Origin of the sequence: Nonomuraea sp. NPDC049486 (genome assembly GCF_040676925.1) — a bacterium.
GTDB classification, from domain to species: Bacteria; Actinomycetota; Actinomycetes; order Streptosporangiales; family Streptosporangiaceae; genus Nonomuraea; species Nonomuraea ferruginea.
In genome coordinates this window covers 15,489-39,687 of the sequence record NZ_JBFAPV010000018.1, presented here as the reverse complement: position 1 = coordinate 39,687, position 24,199 = coordinate 15,489, and the positions used below count along the sequence as shown (strand labels likewise).

General features: G+C 71.8%; 22 protein-coding genes. 9 read left to right on the top strand and 13 right to left on the bottom strand.

Going from position 1 to position 24,199, the window contains the following annotated elements; translation table 11 throughout:
• The 4 genes from AB0K05_RS37735 to AB0K05_RS37720 form a co-directional block, all read right to left on the bottom strand.
• The gene (locus AB0K05_RS37735; RefSeq protein ID WP_364235791.1) at nt 1–711 is read right to left on the bottom strand and encodes a GntR family transcriptional regulator; all 711 of its coding nucleotides are present in this window, start codon (nt 709–711) and stop codon (nt 1–3) included.
• A gap of 109 nt (nt 712–820) precedes the next feature.
• Nucleotides 821–2,515, bottom strand: a complete 1,695-nt coding sequence (locus AB0K05_RS37730) for a dihydroxy-acid dehydratase (protein ID WP_148031739.1) — start codon at nt 2,513–2,515, stop codon at nt 821–823.
• 48 nt (nt 2,516–2,563) lie between these two features.
• Nucleotides 2,564–3,538, bottom strand: coding sequence for a cyclase family protein (locus tag AB0K05_RS37725; RefSeq protein WP_271276747.1), 975 nt, complete (start codon nt 3,536–3,538; stop codon nt 2,564–2,566).
• Between the two features lie 29 nt (nt 3,539–3,567).
• Nucleotides 3,568–4,431 carry a carbon-nitrogen hydrolase family protein gene (locus AB0K05_RS37720; protein ID WP_271276746.1) on the bottom strand — a complete coding sequence of 288 codons (864 nt, stop codon included), beginning with the start codon at nt 4,429–4,431 and terminating at the stop codon, nt 3,568–3,570.
• Nucleotides 4,432–4,574: 143 nt separating this feature from the next.
• Between AB0K05_RS37720 and AB0K05_RS37715 the strand changes: the two genes are divergently transcribed.
• From AB0K05_RS37715 to AB0K05_RS37695, 5 genes are all read left to right on the top strand, one after another.
• Nucleotides 4,575–5,330 (top strand): SDR family oxidoreductase, encoded by a 756-nt coding sequence (locus AB0K05_RS37715; RefSeq protein ID WP_271276745.1) that lies wholly within the window; start codon nt 4,575–4,577, stop codon nt 5,328–5,330.
• A 45-nt stretch (nt 5,331–5,375) separates the two neighbouring features.
• Nucleotides 5,376–6,422 (top strand): ABC transporter permease, encoded by a 1,047-nt coding sequence (locus tag AB0K05_RS37710; RefSeq protein ID WP_148031743.1) that lies wholly within the window; start codon nt 5,376–5,378, stop codon nt 6,420–6,422.
• Between the two features lie 45 nt (nt 6,423–6,467).
• On the top strand, nt 6,468–7,637 hold the full coding sequence (locus AB0K05_RS37705; RefSeq protein WP_271276744.1) for a substrate-binding domain-containing protein: 1,170 nt from the start codon (nt 6,468–6,470) through the stop codon (nt 7,635–7,637).
• Between the two features lie 69 nt (nt 7,638–7,706).
• Nucleotides 7,707–10,199: an ATP-binding cassette domain-containing protein gene (locus AB0K05_RS37700; protein ID WP_271276743.1), complete on the top strand. Its 2,493-nt coding sequence runs from the start codon at nt 7,707–7,709 to the stop codon at nt 10,197–10,199.
• Between the two features lie 79 nt (nt 10,200–10,278).
• On the top strand, nt 10,279–11,508 hold the full coding sequence (locus AB0K05_RS37695) for an aminotransferase class III-fold pyridoxal phosphate-dependent enzyme (RefSeq protein ID WP_271276742.1): 1,230 nt from the start codon (nt 10,279–10,281) through the stop codon (nt 11,506–11,508).
• A gap of 21 nt (nt 11,509–11,529) precedes the next feature.
• Here AB0K05_RS37695 and AB0K05_RS37690 read toward each other — a convergent pair whose 3' ends face one another.
• Nucleotides 11,530–11,931: a DUF4267 domain-containing protein gene (locus tag AB0K05_RS37690; RefSeq protein ID WP_148031747.1), complete on the bottom strand. Its 402-nt coding sequence runs from the start codon at nt 11,929–11,931 to the stop codon at nt 11,530–11,532.
• 100 nt (nt 11,932–12,031) lie between these two features.
• Here AB0K05_RS37690 and AB0K05_RS37685 point away from each other — a divergent pair, with 100 nt between their 5' ends.
• The 3 genes from AB0K05_RS37685 to AB0K05_RS37675 all read left to right on the top strand — a co-directional run bounded on the left by AB0K05_RS37685 (nt 12,032) and on the right by AB0K05_RS37675 (nt 16,900).
• Entirely contained in the window at nt 12,032–15,424 is a 3,393-nt protein-coding gene (locus AB0K05_RS37685; RefSeq protein WP_271276741.1) for a BTAD domain-containing putative transcriptional regulator, read from the top strand.
• A gap of 85 nt (nt 15,425–15,509) precedes the next feature.
• On the top strand, nt 15,510–16,382 hold the full coding sequence (locus AB0K05_RS37680) for an aldo/keto reductase family oxidoreductase (RefSeq protein WP_271276740.1): 873 nt from the start codon (nt 15,510–15,512) through the stop codon (nt 16,380–16,382).
• A 203-nt stretch (nt 16,383–16,585) separates the two neighbouring features.
• Nucleotides 16,586–16,900 (top strand): transcriptional regulator, encoded by a 315-nt coding sequence (locus AB0K05_RS37675; RefSeq protein ID WP_271276739.1) that lies wholly within the window; start codon nt 16,586–16,588, stop codon nt 16,898–16,900.
• A gap of 9 nt (nt 16,901–16,909) precedes the next feature.
• Here AB0K05_RS37675 and AB0K05_RS37670 read toward each other — a convergent pair whose 3' ends face one another.
• The 5 genes from AB0K05_RS37670 to AB0K05_RS37650 form a co-directional block, all read right to left on the bottom strand.
• Nucleotides 16,910–17,665, bottom strand: a complete 756-nt coding sequence (locus AB0K05_RS37670; RefSeq protein ID WP_271276738.1) for a GntR family transcriptional regulator — start codon at nt 17,663–17,665, stop codon at nt 16,910–16,912.
• Nucleotides 17,662–18,474: a tryptophan synthase subunit alpha gene (gene trpA, locus AB0K05_RS37665; protein ID WP_271276737.1), complete on the bottom strand. Its 813-nt coding sequence runs from the start codon at nt 18,472–18,474 to the stop codon at nt 17,662–17,664. The genes AB0K05_RS37670 and trpA overlap by 4 nt, the downstream gene beginning before the upstream one ends.
• Nucleotides 18,471–19,676, bottom strand: a complete 1,206-nt coding sequence (trpB, locus tag AB0K05_RS37660) for a tryptophan synthase subunit beta (RefSeq protein ID WP_261808573.1) — start codon at nt 19,674–19,676, stop codon at nt 18,471–18,473. The genes trpA and trpB overlap by 4 nt, the downstream gene beginning before the upstream one ends.
• 102 nt (nt 19,677–19,778) lie before the next feature.
• A complete protein-coding gene (locus AB0K05_RS37655; protein WP_364235780.1) occupies nt 19,779–19,955 on the bottom strand; it encodes a hypothetical protein in 177 nt (58 codons plus the stop codon).
• 206 nt (nt 19,956–20,161) lie between these two features.
• A complete protein-coding gene (locus AB0K05_RS37650) occupies nt 20,162–20,530 on the bottom strand; it encodes a DoxX family protein (RefSeq protein WP_271276735.1) in 369 nt (122 codons plus the stop codon).
• 117 nt (nt 20,531–20,647) lie between these two features.
• On the opposite strand from AB0K05_RS37650, the gene AB0K05_RS37645 reads away from it, so the two are divergent.
• Nucleotides 20,648–21,616: a sigma-70 family RNA polymerase sigma factor gene (locus AB0K05_RS37645; RefSeq protein WP_364235942.1), complete on the top strand. Its 969-nt coding sequence runs from the start codon at nt 20,648–20,650 to the stop codon at nt 21,614–21,616.
• 124 nt (nt 21,617–21,740) lie between these two features.
• On the opposite strand, the gene AB0K05_RS37640 is transcribed toward AB0K05_RS37645, so the two are convergent.
• From AB0K05_RS37640 to AB0K05_RS37630, 3 genes are read right to left on the bottom strand one after another with little or no spacing between them, the layout of a single operon-like run.
• Entirely contained in the window at nt 21,741–22,175 is a 435-nt protein-coding gene (locus tag AB0K05_RS37640; RefSeq protein WP_364235777.1) for a DUF6640 family protein, read from the bottom strand.
• Nucleotides 22,175–23,278, bottom strand: a complete 1,104-nt coding sequence (locus tag AB0K05_RS37635) for an FAD-dependent monooxygenase (protein ID WP_364235775.1) — start codon at nt 23,276–23,278, stop codon at nt 22,175–22,177. Before AB0K05_RS37635 ends, AB0K05_RS37640 begins: the two co-directional genes overlap by 1 nt.
• Before the next feature lie 19 nt (nt 23,279–23,297).
• Entirely contained in the window at nt 23,298–24,041 is a 744-nt protein-coding gene (locus AB0K05_RS37630) for a siderophore-interacting protein (RefSeq protein WP_364235772.1), read from the bottom strand.
• Nucleotides 24,042–24,199: the final 158 nt, after the last annotated feature.

Below are 24,199 nucleotides of genomic sequence, written 5' to 3'. Positions count from 1 at the left end.
TCAGTCGTCGGTGAAGACGGGAAGCACGGGCGGGGCGTAGCGGGCGCCGGCCTCCGGGTCGCCGGTCGACTGGGTCAGCAGCAGCCGCGTCGTCCCCAGGAGGTGATCACGCATGGCCTGGGCCGCCCCCTGCTCGTCCCGGGCCTGGATAGCCTCGAGAATGCGCTCGTGAACCCGCCAGATGTCCCACAGAGTCCGCGTCTTGGTCGTGGACAGGCCGCGCGCGGCCATCTGCGCCCGCATCGTCGCGACGGACTGGGTCACCCGCGTGTTGCCCGCGGCCTCCAGGATCATCTCGTGGAAGGCCACGTCCTCTTCCTGGAACAGCCGCTCGTCCCCGCTCTCGCAGGCCAGCCGCATCCGCTCGAGCGCCTTGGAGAAGGACGCCATCTGGTCGTCGGTCATCATGGTCGCGGCGCGGTAGGCCGAGGGGACTTCGAGCAGGTAGCGCAGCGTGTAGATCTCTTCGATGTCGCGCGTGTCTATCTGGAGGATCCGCACCCCCCGGCTCCGCTCGAACCGGACCACGCCGTGCGTGGCGAGCTGCAGCAGGGCCTCACGGACGGGCGTCCGCGAGACCCCCAGCTGGGCGGCGATCTCCACGACGGAGTGCAGCGTGCCAGGTGCCAGCTCACCCGTGACGATGGCCCGGCGGACCGCTTCGAAGGTCTGGGCCGCCAGCGACGTCTGGTCCGTCGAGATCTGCTCCATATGGACATGGCTCCCGGTCAGTCGGTCCGCGCAGCGCCAGAACGCCGTGGTCGGCCGAGACGATATCACTCAGGACGAAGATGTGGCATGCGGCATGCAACGCCGCCGGTCAGAGGAACGACAGGTCCGCTCCCTCGCTGGCCGGCAGGACCGTCTGCGCGTACAGCCTGCGCCACCCCCGTGCGGGCAGCTCGGGCGGGACGAAGTCCGCGCGCCGGCGCTCCAGCTCGTCCTCGTCCACGAGGAGGTCGAGCCGCCGCGCCGCGACGTCCAGCCTGATGAGGTCGCCGTCGCGGACGAGCGCGATCGGTCCTCCGGCGGCGCTCTCCGGGTCGCAGTGCAGCACCACGGTGCCGTAGGAGGTGCCGCTCATCCGCGCGTCGGAGACCCGCACCATGTCCCTGATCCCGGCCTGGGCCAGCTTGGCGGGGATGGGCAGGGCGCCCGCCTCGGGCATGCCCGCCGCGATCGGCCCCGCGTTGCGCAGCACCAGGACGTGGTCCGGGGTGACGTCCAGGTCCGGGTCGTCCAGGATCCGCTGGGCGTCCTGCGCCGAGTCGATGACCAGGGCCGGCCCGGTGTGGTTCATCAGGTGCGGGCTCGCGGCCGCCGACTTGATGACCGCTCCCCTCGGCGCGAGCGTGCCCTGGAGCACCGCCAGGCTGCCCGCCGCGCCGAGCGGGTCCTCCAGCGGGCGGATCGTCGTCTGCCAGTCCTCGCGCGCCGGGCTCTCGTCGATCAGCGAGCCGAGCGGCTTGCCGGAGACGCCGACGGTCTCCCGTTCGAGCAGCGGTTCGAGGACCTTGAGCAGGGCCGGCAGGCCGCCCGACCGGTGGAAGTCCTCCAGGTATCCCGATCCGGCGGGCTTGCAGTCGACCAGGAACGGCACGTCGGCGCCGATCACGTCGAAGTCCTTGAGCGTGAGGTCCACTCCGGCCCGCCGCGCGACGGCGATCAGGTGGACCAGCGCGTTCGTCGATCCGCTCATCGCCGAGAGCACCCGGACGGCGTTGCGGAAGGCGGCCGGGGTGAGGATCTCGCGCGGGACGGGGCCTCCCGACCGGGCCAGTTCGACGGCCCGGCGGCCGGTCTCGGCGCCGTGCCGCAGGCGGGCGCCGGTGGCGGCCGGAGGGGTGGCGCCGCCGGGCAGCATCATGCCGAGGGTCTCGGTGAGGCAGGCCATGGTGGACGCGGTGCCCATGACCGCGCACGTGCCCGCGGTCGACACGAGTTCGTTGCGGACGCCGGTGATCTCGGACTCGTCGAGCTCGCCGCCCCGGTGCCTGCCCCAGAAGCGGCGGCAGTCGGTGCAGGCTCCGAGCCGCTCGCCCTGCCAGCTGCCGGTCATCATCGGCCCGACCACTTCGAGCAGGACCGGCTTGTCGGAGGAGGCGGCGGCCATGAGCTGGGCCGGCACCGTCTTGTCGCACCCGCCGAGGAGGACCGCGGCGTCCATCGGCAGGGCGCGGATCATCTCCTCGGTGTCCATCGCGAGCAGGTTGCGGAACAGCATCGTCGTCGGGGAGGTGAGGATCTCCCCGAGAGAGATGGTCGGGAAGTCCATGGGCAGGCCGCCGGCCTCCAGGACGCCGCGTCTGACGGCCTCCAGCAGGGCCGGCATGTCGCGATGGCAGGTGTTGTAGTCGGACTTGGTCACCGCGATGCCGATGATCGGCCGGTCGAGCGCCTCGTCGTCGTACCCGCTGGAGGCCAGGAAAGCACGCCGTAGGTAGGTGCTGAAACCGTCGTCGCCGTAGGACGTACGGCTCCGGTCGATGGCCGACTCAGTCGGTCGGGCGGGCATGGGGACCTCCGGGGGTCTGGCTGGTTCGGGAGAAGGGGGCCGGCAGGGTCACGGGCGCAGCGGCATCGCGAGCGGGCGCATCGGGGCGCCGGTCGCGCCGCGCAGCTTCATGGCGGCGGCGACGAAGGCGAACTCGTAGAGCCGTTCGGCCGAGATCTGCTCGCAGTCGACGACCTCCATGATGGGGACGCCCGCCTCCCCCAGGAGATAGGTGTGGACGACCTGCCAGTTCTCCTCGTCCGCGCCGGGCATCTGCTCCAGGGCGAGGGTGTCGCCGCCGATGACGGAGGCGCCCATCCGGGCGAGGAACTCGGCCCCTTCCAGGTTCAGCCCTGGGCTGTTGTCGATGTAGGCGTCGATCGCGGGCCAGGCGCGCATCCGGCCGGTGCGGATCAGCGCCACGTCGCCCGGCCGGAACTCGACGTTCTGCCGGCGCATGGCCTCGCGCAGGTCGTCCGCGCCGATCCCGTGGTTGTCGGGCAGGATGTCGGTGTCGTACAGGGCGGCGATGTCGAACAGCACCCCGCGGGCGATGATCGGGGGGATCTTCTCCGCGCCGCACTTGGTCCAGTGCCGGGAGCTGATGTGCTCCTCGGCGGAGAACCCGTTCCAGATCCTGCCGTTGTAGCCGAAGTGGTTCAGGGTGTCGATGTGCGTCCCGCAGTGGGTGTACATCGAGATGGCGTCGCCCGAGTAGGAGACCAGCTCGTTCTGCTCGCGGCCCACTCCGGTGATGTCGTCGAGGACCGTGCCGGCGGGGGTGTGCGTCATCCACTGCTGGAAGTTCGGGTCGCCGGCCTTCGTCCACGAGGGCATGCCGACGAAGTAGTCCACCGACAGGTCGATGACGCTGCCGCCGTCCGCCCGGCTCAGCACCTCACGCGACGCCTCGGGGGTGATCAGGTTGAGCATGCCGATCTCGTCGTCGGGACCGAAGGGGCTGCGGGTGACCTCGCGGAACTCCGCACAGTAAGCCGCGATCTTGTTCCTGGTCGCTTCGCTGATGAGCGCTGGTCCACACATGGTGATGTCGGCCTTCCTGTTCGATCCGGTTACTGGCCCGAGGCCATCGGGCGGGTGAGCTCGCCGTACATCTCGGGGCGGCGCCCGGCGAACACCGGCAGCTCGAACTCGCCCGGCTTCTTGATCAGCCGTTTCGTACGGGCGGCCCGGACGTCGATCGACGCCCCGAACAGCCCTTCGTCCTGGCCCGCGTCGGCCAGCACCTCTCCGGAGGGGGCGATGATCTGGCTTCTGCCCATGAAGCGGGTGCCGGCCTCGGCGTCGGCGCGGTCGGCGACCGCGAGATAGACGAGGTTCTCCAGCGCGCGCACCCGCGTCATGTGGTCGGCGAGCATGTCCGACCCCATGGGCCAGTTGGTGGGCATCGCGATGAGGTCGGCGCCCTGGAGCGCGAGCTCGCGGGCCGATTCGGGGAAGCGCAGGTCGAAGCAGATCATCACGCCGACCCGGCCGAAGGGGGTGTCGGCCACCCGGGGCGCGGCGTCGGCGCCCGGGTCGACGAACCGGTCCGCGCCGAGGTAGGGCAGGTGCTGCTTGCGGTAGCGGCCGATGATCCCGGAGGGTCCGAGCACCAGGGCCGAGTTGTAGACCCGCCCGTCCGCCTCCTCCAGCAGGCCCACCACCGCGTGCACGGAGGTCTCCGCGCAGGCGCGCACGATGCGGCCGATCCTGGGGTCGGCGGCGCCGATCGCGGCGGCGCGCGTCTCGGCGCGGGAGTCGAACAGGTAGCCGGTCAGCACGCACTCGGGGAAGACCACGAGCTGGTGCCCGCCCGCCGCGCCGGCCCGCAGGGTCTCGATGACCCGCTCGACGTTGGCGGCCACGTCTGTCCGGTCGACGCTGATCTGAGCGACCCCGACCTGGACGCCGCTTGCGGTAGGTGAGCCGGTCAACGTGCCATCCCTCGGGTCCGGTGGTGAGTGAATACCCGGCAGAGTGGCATGCAGCATGCAGCACGTCAAGTCGTTGACATGCTGCACGCTGCATGCAATGGTGACCCGACGAATCGGACATTCCGTGGGAGAGGGGCTGAGTTGTGCCAGAAGTAGTGATCGTCAGCGGTGCCGGAGGCGGCATCGGCGCCGCCACAGCGCGCGAGTGCGCGGCGGCCGGCGCGTCCGTTCTCCTGACGGATCAACGCGTCGAACCCGTGGAACGGCTCGCCGCCGAACTCCGTTCCAGCGGACACGACGCGCTGGCACACGGGCTGGACGTCACCGACGAGGACGCCGTCGCCGAAGCCTTCAAGATCGCCACCGACCGGTGGGGACGCCTCGACGGCCTGGTCAACTGCGCCGCCACGATCGTGGCCAAACCCCTGGTCGAGACCACCCTCGACGAGTGGAACCGGGTCATGACGGTCAACGCGACCGGCACCTTCCTGCTGTCCAAGCACGCGGTGGCCGCGATGCTCGCCCAGGGGACCCCCGGGTCGATCGTCAACCTCTCCTCGATCTCCGGCACGGTCGGCCTGCCCGGCCAGGCCGCCTACTGCGCCTCCAAGGGAGCGGTGCTGCAGCTGTCGCGCCAGATCGCCGTCGACTACGCCGCCGCCGGGATCCGCTGCAACGTCGTCAGCCCCGGATCGGTCGCCACCGAGCAGCTGGCCACCTACCTCGGCTCCCAGCCCGATCCCGACTCCGCACGGCAGCGGCTCATCGCCGGCCACCCGATCGCCCGCCTGGCGGACCCCCACGAGGTGGCCAAGGTGGTCACCTTCCTGCTGAGCTCCGCCGCCAGCTTCGTGACCGGCGCGGACGTGGCCGTAGACGGCGGCTACACCGCCATCTGAGCACGGACCCGCGGTCCCTGCAGATTTCCAGAGAGGTACTCGTAAATGTCTCGGCGTACGACCTCGCCGCCGGCCAAGCGCGCCGGACCTGGTGGACTGATCGATCTGCGTCGCCTCAGGGCCGGTCGCTTCTCCTCCATCTGGCTGATCACGCTGCTGCTCTTCGCCGCCAGCCCGCTCATCTCGCCCGGCAGCCTGTCCGGATCCGCGGTGCTGTCCATGCTGCCGTTCGCGGCGGTGATGGCGATCGCCGCGCTCGGTCAGACCCTCGTCGTCGCCCACGGCGGCATCGACCTGTCGGTGCCCGGCGGGATGGCGCTGGCCGCGGTGCTCGCCACCAAACTCCCCGCCGCGTCCGGAGTCCCCGTCTGGGCGGCCGTCGGGCTCGCCCTGGTCGCGGGCGCGCTGGGCGGGCTGATCATCGGTTTCGCCGTGGTCCGGCTGTCCATCGCGGCGTTCGTGGCGTCCCTGGCGGTCAACTCCATCCTCATCGGCGTGGTCCTGCAGGTCTCCAGCGGCTTCCCCGCCTCCGCCAGCGCCGCCCTCAGCGCGTTCGCCGTCGGATCGGTCGCCGGCATCCCGAACCTGCTGCTGGTCGCGGTCGTCGTGGTCGGGCTCGCGCACTGGATCATCCGCCACACGGTGCTCGGCCGGCGCTTCATCGCCGTCGGCGCCGGACGGCCCGCGGCCCGGCTGCTCGGCCTGCCCACCGGCTCCTACGAGATGGGCGCGTACGTGGCGGCGGGCATCTGCTACTCGCTGGCCGGAGTCCTGCTCGCCGGCTACCTGCGCACGCCGGACATCCTGCTCGGCAACACCTACCTGCTCCCCACCATCGCGGCCGTCGTCCTCGGCGGAAGCCTGCTGTCCGGCGGCATCACCAACCTGGCCGCCACCGCCGTCGCCGCGCTCTTCCTCACCCAGCTGGACCAGGTGGTGCTCGCCGCCGGCGCCTCCACCGCCACCCAGCTCCTCGTCCAGGCCGCCGTACTCGCGCTGAGCGTGGTGGCCCGCGGCGTGCCGTGGAGCGCCGTCCGCGCGCGGCTGACCACCCGCGCCCCCGACCCCGCCTCCACGCTGCCATCGCGCTAGCCGACCAGGCACCCCTCACCAGTGTCCCCCAGACAGGAGAACCCCATGACCTCCACCAGAGCCCGCTTCCGGGCCCGCGGCTCGGCCGCCGTCCTGGCCCTCGCCCTCGGCGTGTCGGCCTGCGCCGGCGGGCCGGGCGCCGCGGACAACGCCACCGAGGGCGGCGTCGAGGCCGTCTACGACAACGCGGCCAAGATCGGCGACGTCTCCCAGCTCCGCCCCATGTCCGACTTCTGCGGCACCAAGCCGGTCAAGGTCGCGCTCGCGGACGGCACCGGCGACAACGCCTTCCGCAAGACGGCCCGCGCCGAGTTCGAGGACGAGGCCGCCAAGTGCCCCAACATCACCGTTCTGCCCTACGCCGACGGCCAGAACAACCCGCAGAAGGCGATCAGCGACATCAAGGCCCTGGTCGCCCAGGGCGTCGAAGCCCTCGTGGTCTTCCCCGACGCCGGCGAGGCGCTGCTGCCGACCCTGCGTGAGGCGTACAAGGCCGGCGTGCAAGTGGTGCCCTGGACGGCGAACCCCGGCGGCAAGCCGGGCGTGGACTACACCACGTTCGTCGGCCACAACACGGTCAACGACGGCGTCACCTGGACCCGCTGGATGTGCGACGCCCTCGGCGAGAAGGGCGGCAACGTCGTCTTCCTCGGCGGCACCCCGGGCAACACGCAGAGCATCACCGAGATGATCGGCATCGAGAAGGAGCTCAAGGAGAACTCCGCCTGCGGGAACGTCAAGCTGCTGAACGAGCCGGGCAAGCCGGTCGACACCAACTGGAACCCCGCCCAGATGCAGAAGGTCGTCGCCGGGCTGCTCACCAAGTACCCGACCATCGACGGCGTGATCACCGACTCGGGCGACGCCTCCCTGGGCGGCATCCGCGCCTTCCTCCAGGCCGGCCGGCCGCTGCCGAAGTGGACCGCCAACGACAACAACGGCTTCGCCTGCGCCTGGGAGGAGAACGCCGACAAGCACCCGACCTTCCAGACCGTGACCGTGTCGGCGCGTACCTGGATCATCCGTCTCGCGCTGCGCAAGGCCGTCGCCGCGCACCAGGGGATCGAGAACGACGAGCCGGAGATCATCAACATCCCGATCTTCGAGGACACGCTCGACGAGACGAAGCCCCCGAAGTGTGACCCCGACCTTCCCGCCAGCGCTGTCCTGTCCTCCGAGCTCACGCCGGAGCAGCTCAAGCAGGCCTACAGCTGATCACTTGTCGCCTTCCGCCGGGCACCCGCCCGGCGGAAGCGATGAGCCGAGTGAGGAGTGATCCTTCACATGGTCGATTCGACAGCCGGACTGGTCCTCCGCGGGGTGACCAAACGCTTCCCCGGCGTCGTCGCACTCGACGCGGTCGACTTCGAGGTGCGCCCCGGCGAGATACACGCCCTGGTGGGAGGTAACGGCGCCGGGAAGTCCACCCTCATGGCGGTGGCGTCCGGAGCGCTGGCACCCGACGCGGGCACCATCGAGATCGCGGGCGAGCCGATGCGGCACCTGTCCCCGATCGCCGCCCGGGAGCAGGGCCTGGCCATCGCCTTCCAGCACCCGGCGCTTCTCCCCGACCTCACCGTCACCGAGAACCTCCTGCTGAGCGTGCCCAAGCGGCTGCGGCCGTCGTTCGGCGACGCTCAGGACTGGGCCAGGGAACGGCTGCTCCCCATGGGCATGGACATCGACCCGGCCGCCGTGGCCGGCCGGTTGACCCTGGCCGAGAAGCAGGCGCTGGAGATCTGCGGGGCCCTGGCCTGCGAGCCCAGCGTCCTGATCCTCGACGAGCCCACCGAGCCGTTCATGGTGGCCGAGATCGACAGGCTGTTCGAGCAGGTACGCAAGGCCGCCGCCGGCGGCATGGCCGTCGTCTACATCAGCCACCGGCTGCCCGACGTGATGGCCCTGTCCGACCGTCTCACCGTGCTGCGCGACGGCCAGATCCGCGGCACCTTCCTCGCCTCGGAGGTGACCGAGGAGGAGATCATCACCCGCATCGCGGGCCGGGAGATCGACGCGCTGTTCCCGCCGCGGCCCTCCTCCGTCGGCGACGTCGTCATGGAAGTACGCGATCTGCGCTCGGACCGGCTCCGCGGGATCACCACCACCCTCGCCCGCAACGAGGTCCTCGGCCTGGCCGGCGTGGAAGGCAACGGCCAGCGCGAGTTCATCCGCGCGCTCGGCGGAGCCGACCCCGTCACCGGCGGCCGCGTCACCGTCGCCGGCCGGCCCGTGGAACTCGGCAGCCCCCGCCGCGCCCGCCGGGCCGGCGTGGTCCTCATGCCCCAGGAACGGCACGTCGAAGGCGTCGCGACCGTCCTGTCGGTCAAGGAGAACCTCGGCGTCGCCGCCACGAACCAGACCGCCTCAGCCGGGGTCGTCAAGGGATCGGCCGAGAACGCCCTGGTGGCCGAGGAGATCCGCCAGCTCGGCATCAAGGTGGCCTCGCCCGACTCCGCCGTGGAGCACCTGTCGGGCGGGAACCAGCAGAAGGTGGTGCTCGGCCGCTCCCTGCTGTCGGACCCCAAAGTGCTGCTGTGCGACGAACCCACCCAGGGGATCGACGTCGGCGTACGGTCCGACATCTACCACCGGCTCCGGTCCACCGCCGAGTCGGGGACACCGGTGGTCGTGCTCAGCTCCGACAACGTCGAACTCGCCGGGCTGTGCGACCGCGTGCTCGTGTTCTCCCGAGGGCGGGTCGTCCGCGAACTGACCGGCGACGAGATCTCCGAGCACGCCATCACCGAGGCGTCCCTCACGGCGGCGACCTCGGCCCAGAGCGAGGAGGCCGCCGGACCGGCCCGGCGCAAGGGCCCGCTCGACAGGTTCCGCCGCCTGCTCTCCAGCGAGCAGGCGCCCAGCCTGTTCCTGGCGGCCGCGATCGTCCTGCTGGCCCTGGTGAGCGCCACCAGGAGCGAGCGCTTCCTGTCCGAGTTCAACATCGCCAGCATGCTCGGCCTGGCGGCGCCCGTGCTCTTCCTCGCCGCCGGACAGCTCATCGTCATGCTCACCGGAGGAATCGACCTGTCGGTCGGCCCCCTGAGCGGGACCCTCGTGGTCATCGCCTCGTTCTACGTCCTCGACGGGTACGGAGCCGGGTGGTGGATCCTCGGATTCGTGCTGATGTTCCTCGCGGCGGCCGCCGTGGGACTGGGCAACGGGATGATGGTCAGATACGCGAGGGTGACACCGGTGGTCGCCACCTTGGTCACCTACACCGCGCTCCAGGGATTCTCCCTGGTCATGCGCGACTCGCCCGGCGGATCGATCTCCAGCACCGTCACCGAGGCGCTCGGGGCGCGCATCGGCCCGATCCCCTACGCGGTCATCGTCGGCGCGGCCGTCCTCATCGCGCTGGAAGTGATGTCCCGGCGTTCGATGATGGGCCTGCGCCTGCGGGGCGCCGGCTCGTCGGAGCACGCCGCGCGCAACCGGGGAATCCCGGTGACCCGCGTCCACCTCGTCGTCTACGTCGCCAGCGCGCTGCTCACCATGCTCGGCGCCCTGCTGCTGATGGCGCAGATCGGCGTGGGCGACCCCACCGCCGGCGTCAGCTACACGATGGCCAGCATCACCGCCGTCGTCCTCGGCGGAGCCTCCATCTTCGGCGGCCGGGGCAGCTTCATCGGCGTCCTGTTCGGCGTCGTACTCCTGCAGGTCATCCAGAACACCACCGTGTTCCTCGGCCTGTCGCAGGCATGGCAGTACTGGATGCTCGGCCTCATGGCGCTGGCCGCCACGGCCATCTACTCCCAGGTCCGAGCCGCCCGAGCGTAAGGAGGATCGTCCCGTTCTCCCCCTTCAGGGGGCTTGCTGACCTGCTTCTCGTGTGACCTCTGAAAGGACGAGTGTGATCATGGCTGGGACTTCGGACGCCGCGCTCCGCGAACGGGCGCGCCGGGTCATTCCAGGCGGGATGTACGGACATCAGCGGGCGGGCCTGTTCCCGGAGAACTTCCCGCAGTACCTCTCCCACGGCGAAGGGGCCCTGATCCGCGACGTCGACGGCCGTGAGTTCGTCGACCTGCTCTGCGGATACGGGCCCATCGTCCTGGGCTACCAGCACGCCGGGGTCGAAGCCGCCGCCGCGGCCCAGCGGCGGCGGGCCGACTGCCAGAACGCCCCCTCGGCCAGAATGGTGGAACTGGCCGAACTGCTGGTGGACGTCGTCGACCACGCCGACTGGGCCTACCTGGCCAAGAACGGCACCGACGCGACGACCACCTGCCTGACCATCGCCCGGGCCGCCACCGGCAGATCCGTCATCCTGGTCGCCCGGGGCAGCTACCACGGAGCCGCCCCCTGGTGCACCCCCGGACTGGCCGGGGTGCTCCCGTCGGACCGCGCCGCCCTGCGGTACTTCGAGTACAACGACCACGCGAGCCTGCGGGCCGCCGTGGACGAGGCGGGCGACGACCTGGCCGGCATCATCGTCACCCCCTTCAAGCACAACGACGGCGAAGACCAGGAACTGGCCGACCCGGCGTTCGCCCGCGAACTCCGCCAGGTGTGCGACTCCAGGAACGCGGTGCTCATCCTGGACGACGTCCGCTGCGGATTCCGGCTGAACTTCGGCGGCAGCTGGGAGTCCCTGGGGATCCAGCCTGACCTCAGCGCCTGGGGAAAGGCGGTCAGCAACGGCTACACCGTCTCGGCGGTCCTCGGCGTCGAAACCCTCCGGGACGCCGCCACCAGCATCTTCAGCACGGGCACCTACTGGTTCGCGGCGGTGCCCATGGCCGCCGCCATCGCCACGATCAACGCCATCCGCGACGAGGACGGCATCGCCAGGATGGAACGCGCGGGCGAACTGCTCAGAAGCGGCATCGTGGAGCAGGCCAAGGCCCACGACCTCGCCATCTCCTACACCGGGCCCGCGCAGATGCCCTACTTCCGGTTCCTGGCCGATCAGGACTTCGAACGGATGATGCACTTCTCCCGCGTCGCCCTCGACAACGGCGTCTACATCCACCCGAGGCACAACTGGTTCGTCAGCGTGTCGCACACCGACGAGATGGTGGCCCGGGCGCTCTCCGGCACCGAGGCCGCCTTCCGCGCGGTCCGCGACCGGTTCGGCGACGGGTGAGCCCTCCGGGGCTCGCGGGCGTCAGGCGGGCCGGCCCGCCTTGCCCGTCTCGCGGAGCATCAGCAGGCCGGTGACGGCCACCAGCGCCGAGGTCAGGCCGTGGATGCCGAACGCGGCGGCCACCGAGCCGTGGTGGGCCAGCACGTTGGCCATGTCGCCGAACGGGATGACGGCCATCGTCAGCAGGACCCAGCCCAGGGCCCGGCGCTGGCCCGTCACCAGCAGGACGCCCAGGACCAGGCCCGACCCGATGTCGCGGATGCCCTTCAGGATCAGGAAGCCGCCGCCGTCGCCCGAAGGCCAGTCCGGCAGGCCGAAGGTCGGGGCGGACGTCTCGGGGGTCAGGACGTAGGACACCCCGATGTAGAGGATGAACAGGGCACCGGCGGCGGCCAGGACGGTGTTGACGTTCTTCAGCGACATGGTTCTTCTCCTTTGACGTGCCGACGCGTCCAGGCTGCTCCCGGGTGTTTGGAGGGTGCTTGGAGCCGGTTTGGAAGCCTCCTCGTACGATGTACGGATCATGGTGTTCATTCGGGTGCTGGGCGAGTTCGCCGCCGAGGTGAACGGTGAGCCCGTCCACCCCGGCGGGCCGCGGCAGCGGGGCGTGCTGGCGCTGCTGGTGGCGGCGCGCGGGCAGGTCGTGCCGGTCGACCGGATGATCGAGGACCTGTGGCGCGGGGAGCCGCCCGCGCGGGCGCTGATGTCCTTGCAGGCGTACGTGTCCAACCTGCGCCGGCTGCTGGAGCCGGGGCGCCCGCCGCGCGCGCCGGCCCGGCTGCTGGTGAGCGCGCCGCCCGGCTACGCGCTGCGGCTGCCGCCGGACTCGGTGGACGCGTGGCGGTTCGAGGACCTGCTCGACCAGGCCCGTACGGTCACCGACCCGCGCGCCGCCCGGGCACGGCTCGCCGAGGCGCTGGAGCTGTGGCGGGGACCGGCGTTCGCCGAGGTCGCCGACGAGCCGTGGGCCGCCGCCGAGACGGCCAGGCTGGACGAGCTGCGCCTGGTCGCCGCCGAACTGCACGTCGCGGCGGGCCTGCGGACCGGCGACCCCGCGACGGTGGTGCCCGAGGCCGAGCGGCTCACCCGCGGCGAGCCCCTGCGCGAGGAGGGCTGGCGGCTGCACGCCCTGGCGCTGTGGAGCAGCGGCCGCCAGGCCGACGCCCTGGCCACCCTCCGCCGCGCCCGCCGCCTGTTCGCCGAGGAGCTCGGACTCGACCCCGGCCCGGACCTGACGGCACTGGAGGAGGCCATCCTCACCGGACGCACCGACGTCCTCCGCGCGACCGTACCCCTGCCACCGCAGTCGCCATCGCCACCGGAGATGTCTTCGTCACCGCAGATGCTTCCGCCACCCCAGTCGCCTTCGTCGCCGCCTATGCTTCCGCCACTGTTGACTGCCCGGCCACTGTTGACCGCCCCGCTTCCGCCGACGGTTACCCTCCCCGGGACGGTCCCGGTCGCCGAGGCGTCGTTCGTCGGGCGTGAGGCGGAGCTGTCAGCGCTGGTCACGGCCGCCGAACAGGCCGCCGCCGACGGAGCCCGCGTCGCCCTTGTCACCGGCGAGGCCGGGCTCGGCAAGTCGACGCTCCTGGAACACCTCGGCAGGCGGCTGGAACGTACCGGATGGCTGGTCGCCGCCGGTCACTGCCCCGAGGCCGCCGGCGCGCCGCCCGCGTGGGCGTGGACCGAGGCGCTGGGAGCCGTCGCCGCGGCCACGTCACCGGGCGAGCACGCGGACGACCTCGCGCCGCTGCTCACCGACACCGTGCCGGTGGACGCCGACGCCACCGCCGGCCGGTTCCGCCTGCGCCGGGCCGTGTGGCGATGGCTCGCGGCGGTCGCCGCGAAGCGCCCGGTCGCCGTCGTGCTGGACGACCTGCACTGGGCGGACGCCGCCACGCTGGAGCTGCTCGGCGGCGGCCTCGGCACGCGGGCCCCCATCCTGGTCGTCGCGGCCTACCGGGCGGAGGAGAGCGGCCATCTCACCGACACGCTGGCCGCCCTCGCCCGCGCCGCACCCCTGCGGCTCGACCTGCCCGGCCTGGACGACGTGGCCGTGGCCCAGCTCGTACGGAACGAGTGCGAGGCCGACGACGAGACCGTCGCCGGCATCGCCGAGCGCACCGGTGGCAACCCGTTCTACGTGCGCGAGAGCGCGCGGCTGCTGAACGGAGAAGGCGCGCTGGTCGCCCTCTCGGAGGTCCCGCAAGGCGTACGGGACGTGCTGCGGCGCCGCCTGGCACGGCTGCCCGGGCAAGGCGTGGCCGTGCTGCGGCTGGCCGCGGTCGCGGGCCGGGAAAGCTCGGTGGACATGCTGGTCGACGCCGCCGACAGCGACGCCGACAGCGTGCTGGACGCGCTGGACGCGGGCGTGATCGCCGGACTGCTGAGCGAGCCCGCGCCCGGACGGGTCCGGTTCGTCCACGCCCTCGTCCGCGACACCCTCCTGGCCGACGTCAGCCGCCTGCGGGCGGCCCGCATGCACGCCCGCGTCGCCGCCGCCCTGGAACCCACCGGCGACATCACGGCGCTCGCGCACCACTACGCCCGTGCCGGATCCCCCAAGGCCGTCGGCTACTGCGTCCGGGCCGCCGAGCTGGCCGAGGCCCGCTACGCCCACGACGTCGCGGCCGATCTCCTCGCCGACGCCGTCGCCAACTCGACCAGTCCGGAGGAACGCGTGGCCCTGCACGGCAGGCTGCTCCGCGCGCAGATCCGGGCCGGCGCCGTGGCCGCCGCCCGGACGACCCGCCGGCAGGCCGTCGAGTACGCGGAGTCCCTGGGACGCGACGACCTGATGATCGCCGCCTTCACCGCCTGGACCGAGCCGACGCCCTGGCAGTCCCGCCCGTACGGCACGGTGGACCGGCCCGTCGTGGACCGGCTGAGCCGCCTGCTCGAACGCACCGACCTCACTGCGGAGGTACGCGGCCGCCTCCTCGTCTCCTACGCCGAGGAACTGGCCGGCGAGGACGACCCCACCGTCACGGCGGCGGCCCGCGAGGCGCTCGGCCTGGCCACCGGGCCCCGCCTGCGGGCGGCGGCGCTCCGGATCCTGACCCGCGGCCACACCGGATCGGCCGGCAGCGACGAGCTCTGCCGCGAGCTGGTCGCGCTCGGCACCGAGCACGACCTGCCCGTCTACCGCGTCACCGGGCTGCTCAACCACGCCGCCGTCGCCGCCGGGGCCGGCGACCCGGCCACCATGCGCCGGGTGACCGCCGAGGCCCTCGACCTCGCGCGTACCTACCGGATGCCCGAGGCGATCGGCGTCGCCGAGGTGACGCTGGCGACCCTGGCCCTCATCGAGGGCCGGTTCGCCGACGCGGAACGGCTCTACACCGAGGCCGCCGGCGGCATGCGGCGCGCCGGATCGCTGCACGCCCCCGGCTTCCTCGGCCTCGCGCTGGCCGCGACCTGGGTGAACGACGGCACCCTCGGCGAGCACCTGGACGAGGCGCGCGCCCTCCACGAGGCGACCGGCCCGATCGCCGCCGACCTGCTGGCCCTCGCCCTGCACGCCAACGGCCTGACCGCCGAGGCCCGCCGGGTGCGCGCATCGGACCCGATCCGGCCCGACTACTTCTTCACCTTCCTCACCACCGCCCGCGCGATGGCCGTCATCGCCCTGGACGACCGCGCCGCCGCAGAGGAGATCTACGCGGCGCTGCTCCCTCACCGCGACGGCCCCCCGGCGGGCGTCACGAGCCTGGCGGCGGCGCTGCGCCCGGTCGCCCACACCCTCGGCGAGCTGGCCGTCTTCCTCGGCCGCGATCAGGAGGCCGCCGACCACTTCGCCCGGGCCGCCGTCATCGCCGACCGGTGGAACGCGCCCCACTGGGCCGCCGAGGCCCGGTCACGCCGGGACATGGCCGCCACGAAAGCGAACCCGCGGGTGTCCTACGCACCTTGAAGTGCCTGCTTCCCCATGGGGAGTTACCTGACCAGACTGGAGCAAGTTTCCGAGAGACTCTTGCTCACCCTTGAAAGGCAGAGGCATGACGACGTTCCCCGCTTCGCTTCCCGGCGGCACCTGGGCCCTGGGTGACCTGACCGTCACCCGGTTCGGCTACGGTGCCATGCAGCTCGCCGGTCCCGGGGTGATGGGTCCGCCGGCCGACCGCGACAGCGCACTCGCCGTCCTCCGCGAGGTCGCCGACCTCGGGATCACCCATATCGACACCAGCGACGCCTACGGGCCGCGCGTCACCAACCAGCTGATCCGCGAGGCGCTGCACCCGTACCCCGAAGCGCTGCACATCGTGACCAAGGTCGGCGCGACCCGCGACGAGCAGGGCGGCTGGCCCCCGGCGCGGCGGCCGGAAGACGTGCGCCGCGCCGTCCACGACAACCTCGAAGCCCTCGGTCTCGAGGTGCTCGACCTGGTCAACCTCCGGCTCGGCGACGCCAGCGGACCTCGGCCCGGCTCACTCGCCGAACCGTACGAGGCTCTCGCCGGACTCCAGCGGCAGGGGCTGATCCGGCACCTCGGCGTGAGCAACGCGACGCCGGAACAGGTCGCCGAGGCGCGGACCATCGCGCCGATCGTGTGCGTGCAGAACATGTACAACCTCGCCCACCGGCACGACGACGAACTGATCGACGAGCTCGCCCGGGAGGGCATCGCCTACGTGCCCTTCTTCCCGCTCGGCGGCTTCAGCCCCTTGCAATCCTCGGCGCTCTCGGCGGTGGCCGCCCGGCTGGAGGCGACGCCGATGTCCGTCGCCCTGGCCTGGTTGCTGCGCCGGTCGCCGAACATCCTGCTCATTCCCGGCACCTCGTCGGTGGCGCACCTGCGCGAGAACGCCGCCGGCGCCGGCCTGCCGCTCTCCGGCGAGGACCTCGCCGAGCTGGACAAGATCGGCCGCTAGGCAGGCCCGCGATCGGTATGGATCAAGGGCTCGGCGGTCCTCCAGACCGTCGACCACGCCCTGCGTTTCCCGCCGGGAGGAGACCTCGCCCACCTGCTCCCGAGGGAGTTCGCGGACATGGCGTGGATGTCCGGGCTGATCGCCGGGACGGGCCTGACCGTGTGGCGCTACGCCGGCCTGCACGCCCTGCGAAGGACCCGTCCGTGACCCACCCCACCGGACGCCTGAGCGACGTCGTCCACCAGCGCCACCGCCTCGGCATCCTCGCCATCGCCGACGAGGCGGCCAAGGTGGAGTTCACCTACCTCCACCAGGTGCTCGAACTGACCCGGGGAAACCTCAACCGGCACCTCGCCGTCCTGGAAGAAGCCGGCCTGATCGTACTGGAGAAGGGGTACGACGGGCGGCGCCCGAAGACCCGGGTCGTCATCACCGGCGAAGGCCGGGCCGCCCTGTCGGCCGAACTCGCCGCATTCGAGGAGCTCGTCCGCCGCCACGGCGACCGTACGCACCGGTGACGGACCGGCTCAGCTGGTGGCCCCCCAAGTCAGAGAGAGGCCGGTGGCGGCGCGTTCGGTGCGGATCTCCATCATGCTGCCGAGGATCGTGGCATGGTCGGACACCACCGGCGTGGCGTCGAGCGCGTAGGTGATCCGGGAGCTGACGAGCACCGGGCTGCCCTGCGGCTCGTGCAGGTGACGGGCCGCGGCGGCGTCGAGCAGACCCGGCCGGACCACCTCCGCCGCCCGGGAGACCGTCACCCCCGCGTCGGCCAGAGCCGTGTAGAGGGAGACGGCGGTGAAGTCGCGGTCGCGGATCCGGTCGGCCACCGGCCGCCGGACCCAGGACACCTGATGCACGGCGGGACGCCCGGCGAACTCACGGACCCGCTCCAGCCGCAGGGCGGTGTCGCCGGGACGCAGCCGCAGCTCCGCGGCGATCCGGGCCGGGGCCCGGCGCACCGCCTGCCCGGCCACCGCGGTCCGCACGTCGTGGCCCTGTTCACGCAGGTCGTCGACCAGGCTGCGGAGCGAGTCGAGCTGGTACGCCAGGTGCGGCGGGGCGACGAACGTGCCCCTGCCGGGCCGCTGCACGATCAGCCTCTCGTCGCTCAGCTCCCGCAACGCCTGGCGCAACGTCATGAGCGTCACCCCGTAGGAGGCGCTCAGCTCACGCTGCGGCGGCAGCGCCTCACCCGGGGCGTAGCGCCCCGACCGGATCTTCGCGGCGAGGTCGGCGGCGATGGCGCGGTATCTCGCCTCGTGCCCGGCGTCGGAGGTCATCGTGGTCGGTCACACTCCTGGTCGAGGGCCAGGCGCAGGGTCGCCAGGAAGGCCCGCAGGTCGTCCGGCCCGGCCCCGTCGAGCACCCGCCGCATGACCGCGGCGCCGACCACCACGCCGTCGGCGTGCCGGCGGGCTTCGCGTGCCTGGTCCGGGGTGGAAATGCCAAATCCTAGCAAGACCGGCCGGTCGGTGACGCGCCTGATCCTCCCGGCGAGTTCCGCCGCCGAAGCGGCGAGGGCGGTCCGCTCGCCGGTGGTGCCCATCAGCGACACCGCGTACACGAATCCGCGGCTGCGGCCCGCGATCTCCGCCAGCCGCGGCTGCGGCGTCGCCGGCGAGGCCAGCAGGGCCGGCTCGATCCCGGCGGCTTCGGCCGCGTCCGTCAGTTCGTCCGCCTCGTGCACCGGCAGGTCGGGCACGATCAGGCCGCCGGCGCCGGCCCGGCGCAGCGCGGCGCAGAACGCCTCCGGGCCGTCGTTCAGCACCAGGTTGTAGTAGGTGCTGACGACCAGCGGCACGCCCAGGTCACCGACCTCGGCCAGGTCGGCGAGGATCCGGCGGGTGCTCGCCCCCCTGGCCAGCGCCGTGTCACTGGCCTGCTGGATGGTGACGCCGTCCAGCGTGGGATCGGAGAAGGGCAGGCCGACCTCGATCGCGTCCGCCCCGGCGGCGGCGAACGCCCGCAGATAGTCCGTCCAGCCGGGCGTGATCCCCCCGGTGACGTACGGCATGAGCAGGCCGCGGCCGGCGTCCCGGCGGGCACGCAGGTGGCGTTCGACCGCGCCGGCGGTCAGGGCGTTCGTCACAGCAGCTCCTTCAGGGTCGAGACGTCCTTGTCGCCCCGGCCGGACAACGTCATCAGCACCGTCGACCCCGCGGGCAGGTCGCCGTCGCCCGCCGCGCGGATCACCCAGGCCAGGGCGTGCGCCGACTCGAGCGCCGGGACGATCCCCTCGGTACGCGCCAGCCTCAGCGCCGCGCCGACCGCCTCGCCGTCGGTCACCGTGACGTACCGGGCCCGGCCCAGGTCACGCAGATGGGCGTGCTCCGGGCCGACGCCCGGGTAGTCGAGCCCGGCCGCGATGGAGTGCGCCTGGATGATCTGCCCGTCGTCGTCCTGCAGGAACAGCGAACGGCAGCCGTGCAGCACACCCAGCCGGCCGCGGGCCGCCCCCGCGCCGCCGTCCGCCTCCACACCGACCAGACGCGCCGGGGTGTCGGCGAACCCGGCGAACGTGCCGGCCGCGTTCGAGCCGCCGCCGACACACGCCACCACATGGTCCGGGACGCCCGTCCGCAGCTCGGCGGCGCACTGCCCGCGCGCCTCGTCGCCGATCACCCGCTGGAACTCCCTGACCATCCACGGGTACGGATCCGGCCCGACGACCGAGCCGACGCAGTAGTGGGAGTCGCCGGTCGCGCCCACCCAGTGCCGCATGGCCTCGCTGGTCGCGTCCTTGAGCGTACGGCTGCCCGTGGTCACCGGGACCACCTCGGCGCCCAGCATGCGCATCCGGAAGACGTTCAGCGCCTGCCGCTCGATGTCGCGCTCGCCCATGAACACCGTGGCCTCCAGCCCGAGCAGCGCGGCGGCGGTCGCGGTGGCCACCCCGTGCTGGCCCGCCCCCGTCTCGGCGATCAGCCTGCGCCGCCCCATCCGGATGGCCAGCAGAGCCTGGCCAAGCACATTGTTGATCTTGTGGGATCCGGTGTGGGTGAGATCCTCCCGCTTGAGATACAGCTCCACACCCAGCGCCTCCGACAGCCGGCGGGCCGGCGTGAGCGGCGTCGGCCGCCCGGCGTGCACGGCCAGCAGCCGCGCCAGCGCGCCGCGGAACCCCGGATCCGCCCACGCCTCCCGGAACGCCTCCTCCACCTCGCGGCACGCCTCCACCAGCGACTCCGGCGCGTACCGCCCGCCATACCCGCCGAACCGGCCCCGCGCCCGGGGCTCGCCCATCGTCCCGTCCGGCGCGACCGCCTCACGCCACGGCAGCACGTCTCGCATGCCACCCTCCCATCGTTCTATAACTCTTCTGAGAGTTCTATAACAGTGAGTGTGGCACAGGCGGCACGCACACGCCACCACCCCCGGGCACAGCCGACCGCATCAGTCGAGTGACAGCCCCGCGACCGGAGCCACCCGGTCGGCCCTACGCGCCGGGACGACAGCGGCCACGAGCCCGGCCAGAACCGCGACCCATGACGACCACGGGACCCGCAGGGCGGCGTCACCGAGAGCCCGCTCCACGAACATCTCGTAACCCCACCCAGGTGAACCCGACACCGATCACCGTGCCGAGGACAGCCGCCACCACCGAGTCGCCGGCGTCTCCGGCGTGACCACCCCCACCGGGCTCGTACCAACAGCGACCCGCAACCGGGCCCACCGATCACCGGCACGCACCGTGACCCAGTCACCGGCCCGCACTCCGAAAGCCCCCGTATCAGTCCTTATCCGCCCCTCTGGCCCGGGAGCCCCTTCCCGTGCGATCAAGCGAGCGACCGACCGAAGTACCCGCCGGCCGCCACTGCCAGGAGGAGGAAGGCCACCGGGAAGCCGAGGGTGTGAAACACGCGCGCACGGACATGGGCGAGGACGGCTCCGACGAAGAACAGCACGAGCCCCAAGGCAGCGGCCAGCCCGAAGAGAGGCCGGCCGAGCAGCCCGAGCACGAGCCCTACCACCCCGGAGCCCTCAACGACCGCGAGGTAGGGGATCCACCGCGGATCGAGGCCGACCTCGGCAGAGTTACGCACCACGAACCGAGCCGAGACCGCCTTCGCGACCACCTCGAAGGCGTTGGCCAGGATGCAGGCGAGAGTCGCGATGAACAGCCCGACGTCGAGTGCCGCGGTCAACGGGCATACCGCCCCAGCAGCGTCACTGGTCGCGGAGGTACCGGCGCGCCGGCCCACTCCGCGACCGCTTCCGGAGCCTGTTCGGATGTGGTGTTGAATCGGACAATCTGTACGCTCATGTGTGTCTCCTCAAGGAGGTGCGCTCGTCAGGTAGCTGGTCTCACCCCTCCTGACGTTGAGCACACTCGAAAGGTGACCTCACCCATGAAACTCGTCGAACACTTCGAGGCGTCCCGTCCCCGGCTGATGTCGCTGGCCCACCGGATCGTGGGCTCGTATCACGACGCGGAGGACGCGGTCCAGACCGCCTGGACGCGGGTCCAGACGGCCGGGGCGGCCGACATCGCCAACCTGGACGGCTGGTTCACCACGGTGACCGCGCGTCTGTGCCTGGACCTGCTACGGGCACGTGAGCGACGTGGCGAACTCCCCTTGCGCTCCGACGACATCGCCGGCGCAAGGATCAGCGCCGACGAGACGTTCCTTCGCCGTGAAGAAGTGTCCAGAGCCCTGCTGGTGCTCCTCGACGAACTCTCGCCCAGGCAGCGGGTGGCGTACGTGATGCACGACCTCTTCGCCATCCCGTTCGATCAGATCGCCGCGACGCTCGGCACGAACGCGGTCTCGGCGAAGAAGCTGGCCAGCCGTGCGCGCGCACGGCTGCGCGACGTGCGACCTGTCATACGTCGCCACGACGCGGAAGAAAACGAGATCATCGAGGCGTTCCTGGCAGCCGCACGCGGCGGCGACATCGCACGACTCGTCACCCTGATGGCTCCCGACGTTGTCCGTACCGCTGACCCTTCCCTGCTCCCGGCAGGCTCCGCAACGGAAGTCCGTGGGGCAGCGGCGGTCGCGGAAGAGACGAGGATCTTCGCCGACCGCATCGCCGTCGCGGCTCCGGTCCTCATCGCAGGGCGGCCCGGCGCGGTCATCGCACCTGGCGGCCACGCGTACGCGCTCATCCGCTTCCGCATCGACGCCGGTCTCATCACGAAGATCGAGATCACTCCGTACGCGACCGGCACGATGTCGCTGCGCGACCAGCCACGAGATCCCGCCCTCATCCACCGGACCAGTAGGTGATCAAGGGGCCGTCCCCCAGGCGTGCTGCTGCCGCGCCAGGGCGGCGTACGCAGCAGGAGCAGGAACACCGCGATGTAGCAGCAAGCGGCGGTATAGCGCCTTGAACAAGCAAGGGCCGGGCTCATCACCGGGCGGTGGAGTCCACGGGCATGCGCAGTGTCGCCGCTGTCGCGACCAGCAGCGCCAGGAGCAGGACGATCGCCATGAAGACCTGCCCGTGCAGGCCGAGGACGAAGACAGTCCGATCGGCGAACGCCGGGTCGTAGGTGGCGGTGCCGGGGAACAGGAGCGCACCGATCATGCCGAGCCACGGGGTGGCCAGGATGGCGGCGGCGTGCAGCAGCGTGTTCCGCCCTGACCGTAGCGCGAGGGCCAGGCCGGTGAGGCCGAGGAGCACGGTCATCACCATGTACTGGGCGTCGTGGAACTTGGCGTGGGGTGGCCAGGCCGGGTTGAAGGAGTGCTGTGCCGCCAGGTCGGGGATGACGAGGTCGGCGAGCACGGCGCCGACCGTTGTGATCGCTGCGACGGCAATGATCAGGATTCGTGGGAGGGACATCAGATCGTCCAGGTATAGGCGGGGGTGAGTGAGCGGTCGAAGAGCACGTTCGGGAGGAGAGGAAGAACCGCGTCTCGCAGAGTGGTCATCGGCGTGGAGGTCCAGTGCGCGGCGGCTCCGGCCTGGCGGGAACGGCGGACGATCAGTTGGGTGCGCGGCCTGCGGGCGCGGTCATAGGCTTCCAGGCCCGCGCGTACGCCGAGGGTGTCCACCGCGTGCGCGAGCGTGACCGCGTCCTCGAGCGCCTGGCAGGCGCCCTGTCCCAGGTTGGGGGTCATGGCGTGGGCAGCGTCGCCGAGGACGGCGACGTTTCCGGAAACGTACGTGGGCAGCCTCGGCAGTTCGTACGTGTCGTGTTGCAGCACCGCCTCCTCTTGCGCGGAGTCGAGCAGCGCGGGGATGGGCCGGTGCCAGCGTGCGAAGCGTTCGCGCAGCTCATCCAGGCCGACGTGGGAGCCCGCCGGGGCGTTGGCCATGACGTAGCAGTAGATGCGGCCGTCGGGCATCGGCACGTGCCCGAACCGTTCGCCCCTGCCCCACGTTTCCGCGCTCCCCTCGACGGGCTGAGGGGGGACGATGAGGCGCCAGGTGGTATAGCCGACGTAGCGCGGCCCAGGGAGGCCAGGCCAGAGGGAGCGCCGGGTCACGCTGTGCACGCCGTCGGCGCCCACCACGAGATCCGCGGTGGAGGTGCCGCCGCCATGGCGGACCGTGCCGTCGGGCTGCACGTGCTGTACGTCGATGCCGGGCCGCAGAGCCCCGGGCGGCACGGCTGCTCTCAGCAGGTCGACCAGTGCGGCCCGGTGCACGGTCACCCACGGGCCGAAACGACGCTTGAGGCTGTCGACGTCGTTGCGGACCAGCCAGTCCCCCCGGCTGCTGCGGATGCCCGCGAGCGGGTCGGCCAGCCCGCCGACGCGCAGACGCTCGCCCAGGCCGAGGGCGTCCAGCGCGCGCAGACCGTTGGGCTGGATGGTCAGCCCGGCGCCCACCTCGGTGAACTCAGCAGCGCGTTCAAGGACCTCCACCTGCAGGCCACGCTGGTGGAAGGCGACGGCCGCGGCGAGTCCGCCGATGCCGCCTCCCACGATGATCACTTTCATGTCCGGATCTCCTTGACGGTCAGTGCAGGCCACGCTTGCCCGGGGCCCAGAACGGCTTGGTCTTGATCGAGGCCCGCGCCCAGTTGCGCTCACGCACCAGGAAGTCGCGCACCATCTGGCAGGTTCTGGCCTCGCCGGCCACATAAGCGGCTCCCGCGTTGCCCGGCAGATCGAGTTCGGCCACGGCCCCGAGCAGCACCCGGGAGGCGACGGCGGAGGTGCCGTGCCGGTGGACACGGCGCAGCGGCGGCGTCCCGGGCAGGGGCAGGTCGTGCTCGGGGGTCTCGCTCTCCAGGACGCCGAACACCTCGGCCGAGGCTCCCAACGCTCTGATCATCGGGCCGAACGCGGCGCTGGCGGTCTCCTCCCCGATGAACACGTGATAGGCCGCCTCGCGGGTGAAGAAGTCGCCCTGCGGCCACCAGAAGGTCACCCGTTCTCCGGGCCGGGCCGCCCGCGCCCACCTCAGGCCGATGCCGTCGCCCGCATACAGGTGGACGCGCAGTTCGATCGCCGTCCTGCCGGCGTCGAGGCCCCAGATCGTGTACGTGCGCAGCGTCTCGGACGGACGCAGGATGCCCGACACCGACAGCGGATCCTTCAACTCGATCCTGATGTGCTGGCCGGGGGTGTACGGGAAGGCGACGGGCTGGTCGGTTTCCAGCCGGATCCGGCGCATGGCCGGGTTGACCTGTTCGGCGACGGTGATGGTCGCCTCCATGGCGTACTTGCCGAACAAGCGGTCGCGCAGCGTCCGGGCCATGTCAGGACTCCTTGCGCCGCCGGACGTGGGCGGATCTGGACATCCGCCACCACACGGCCGCCACGAACACCAGCGCCGCGAGAAGGATCCACAGAAGCTCCACAGCTACTCCTTAGTGCTTCTAGATTTCTTAGAGGCACTAAGGAAACATACTTGCC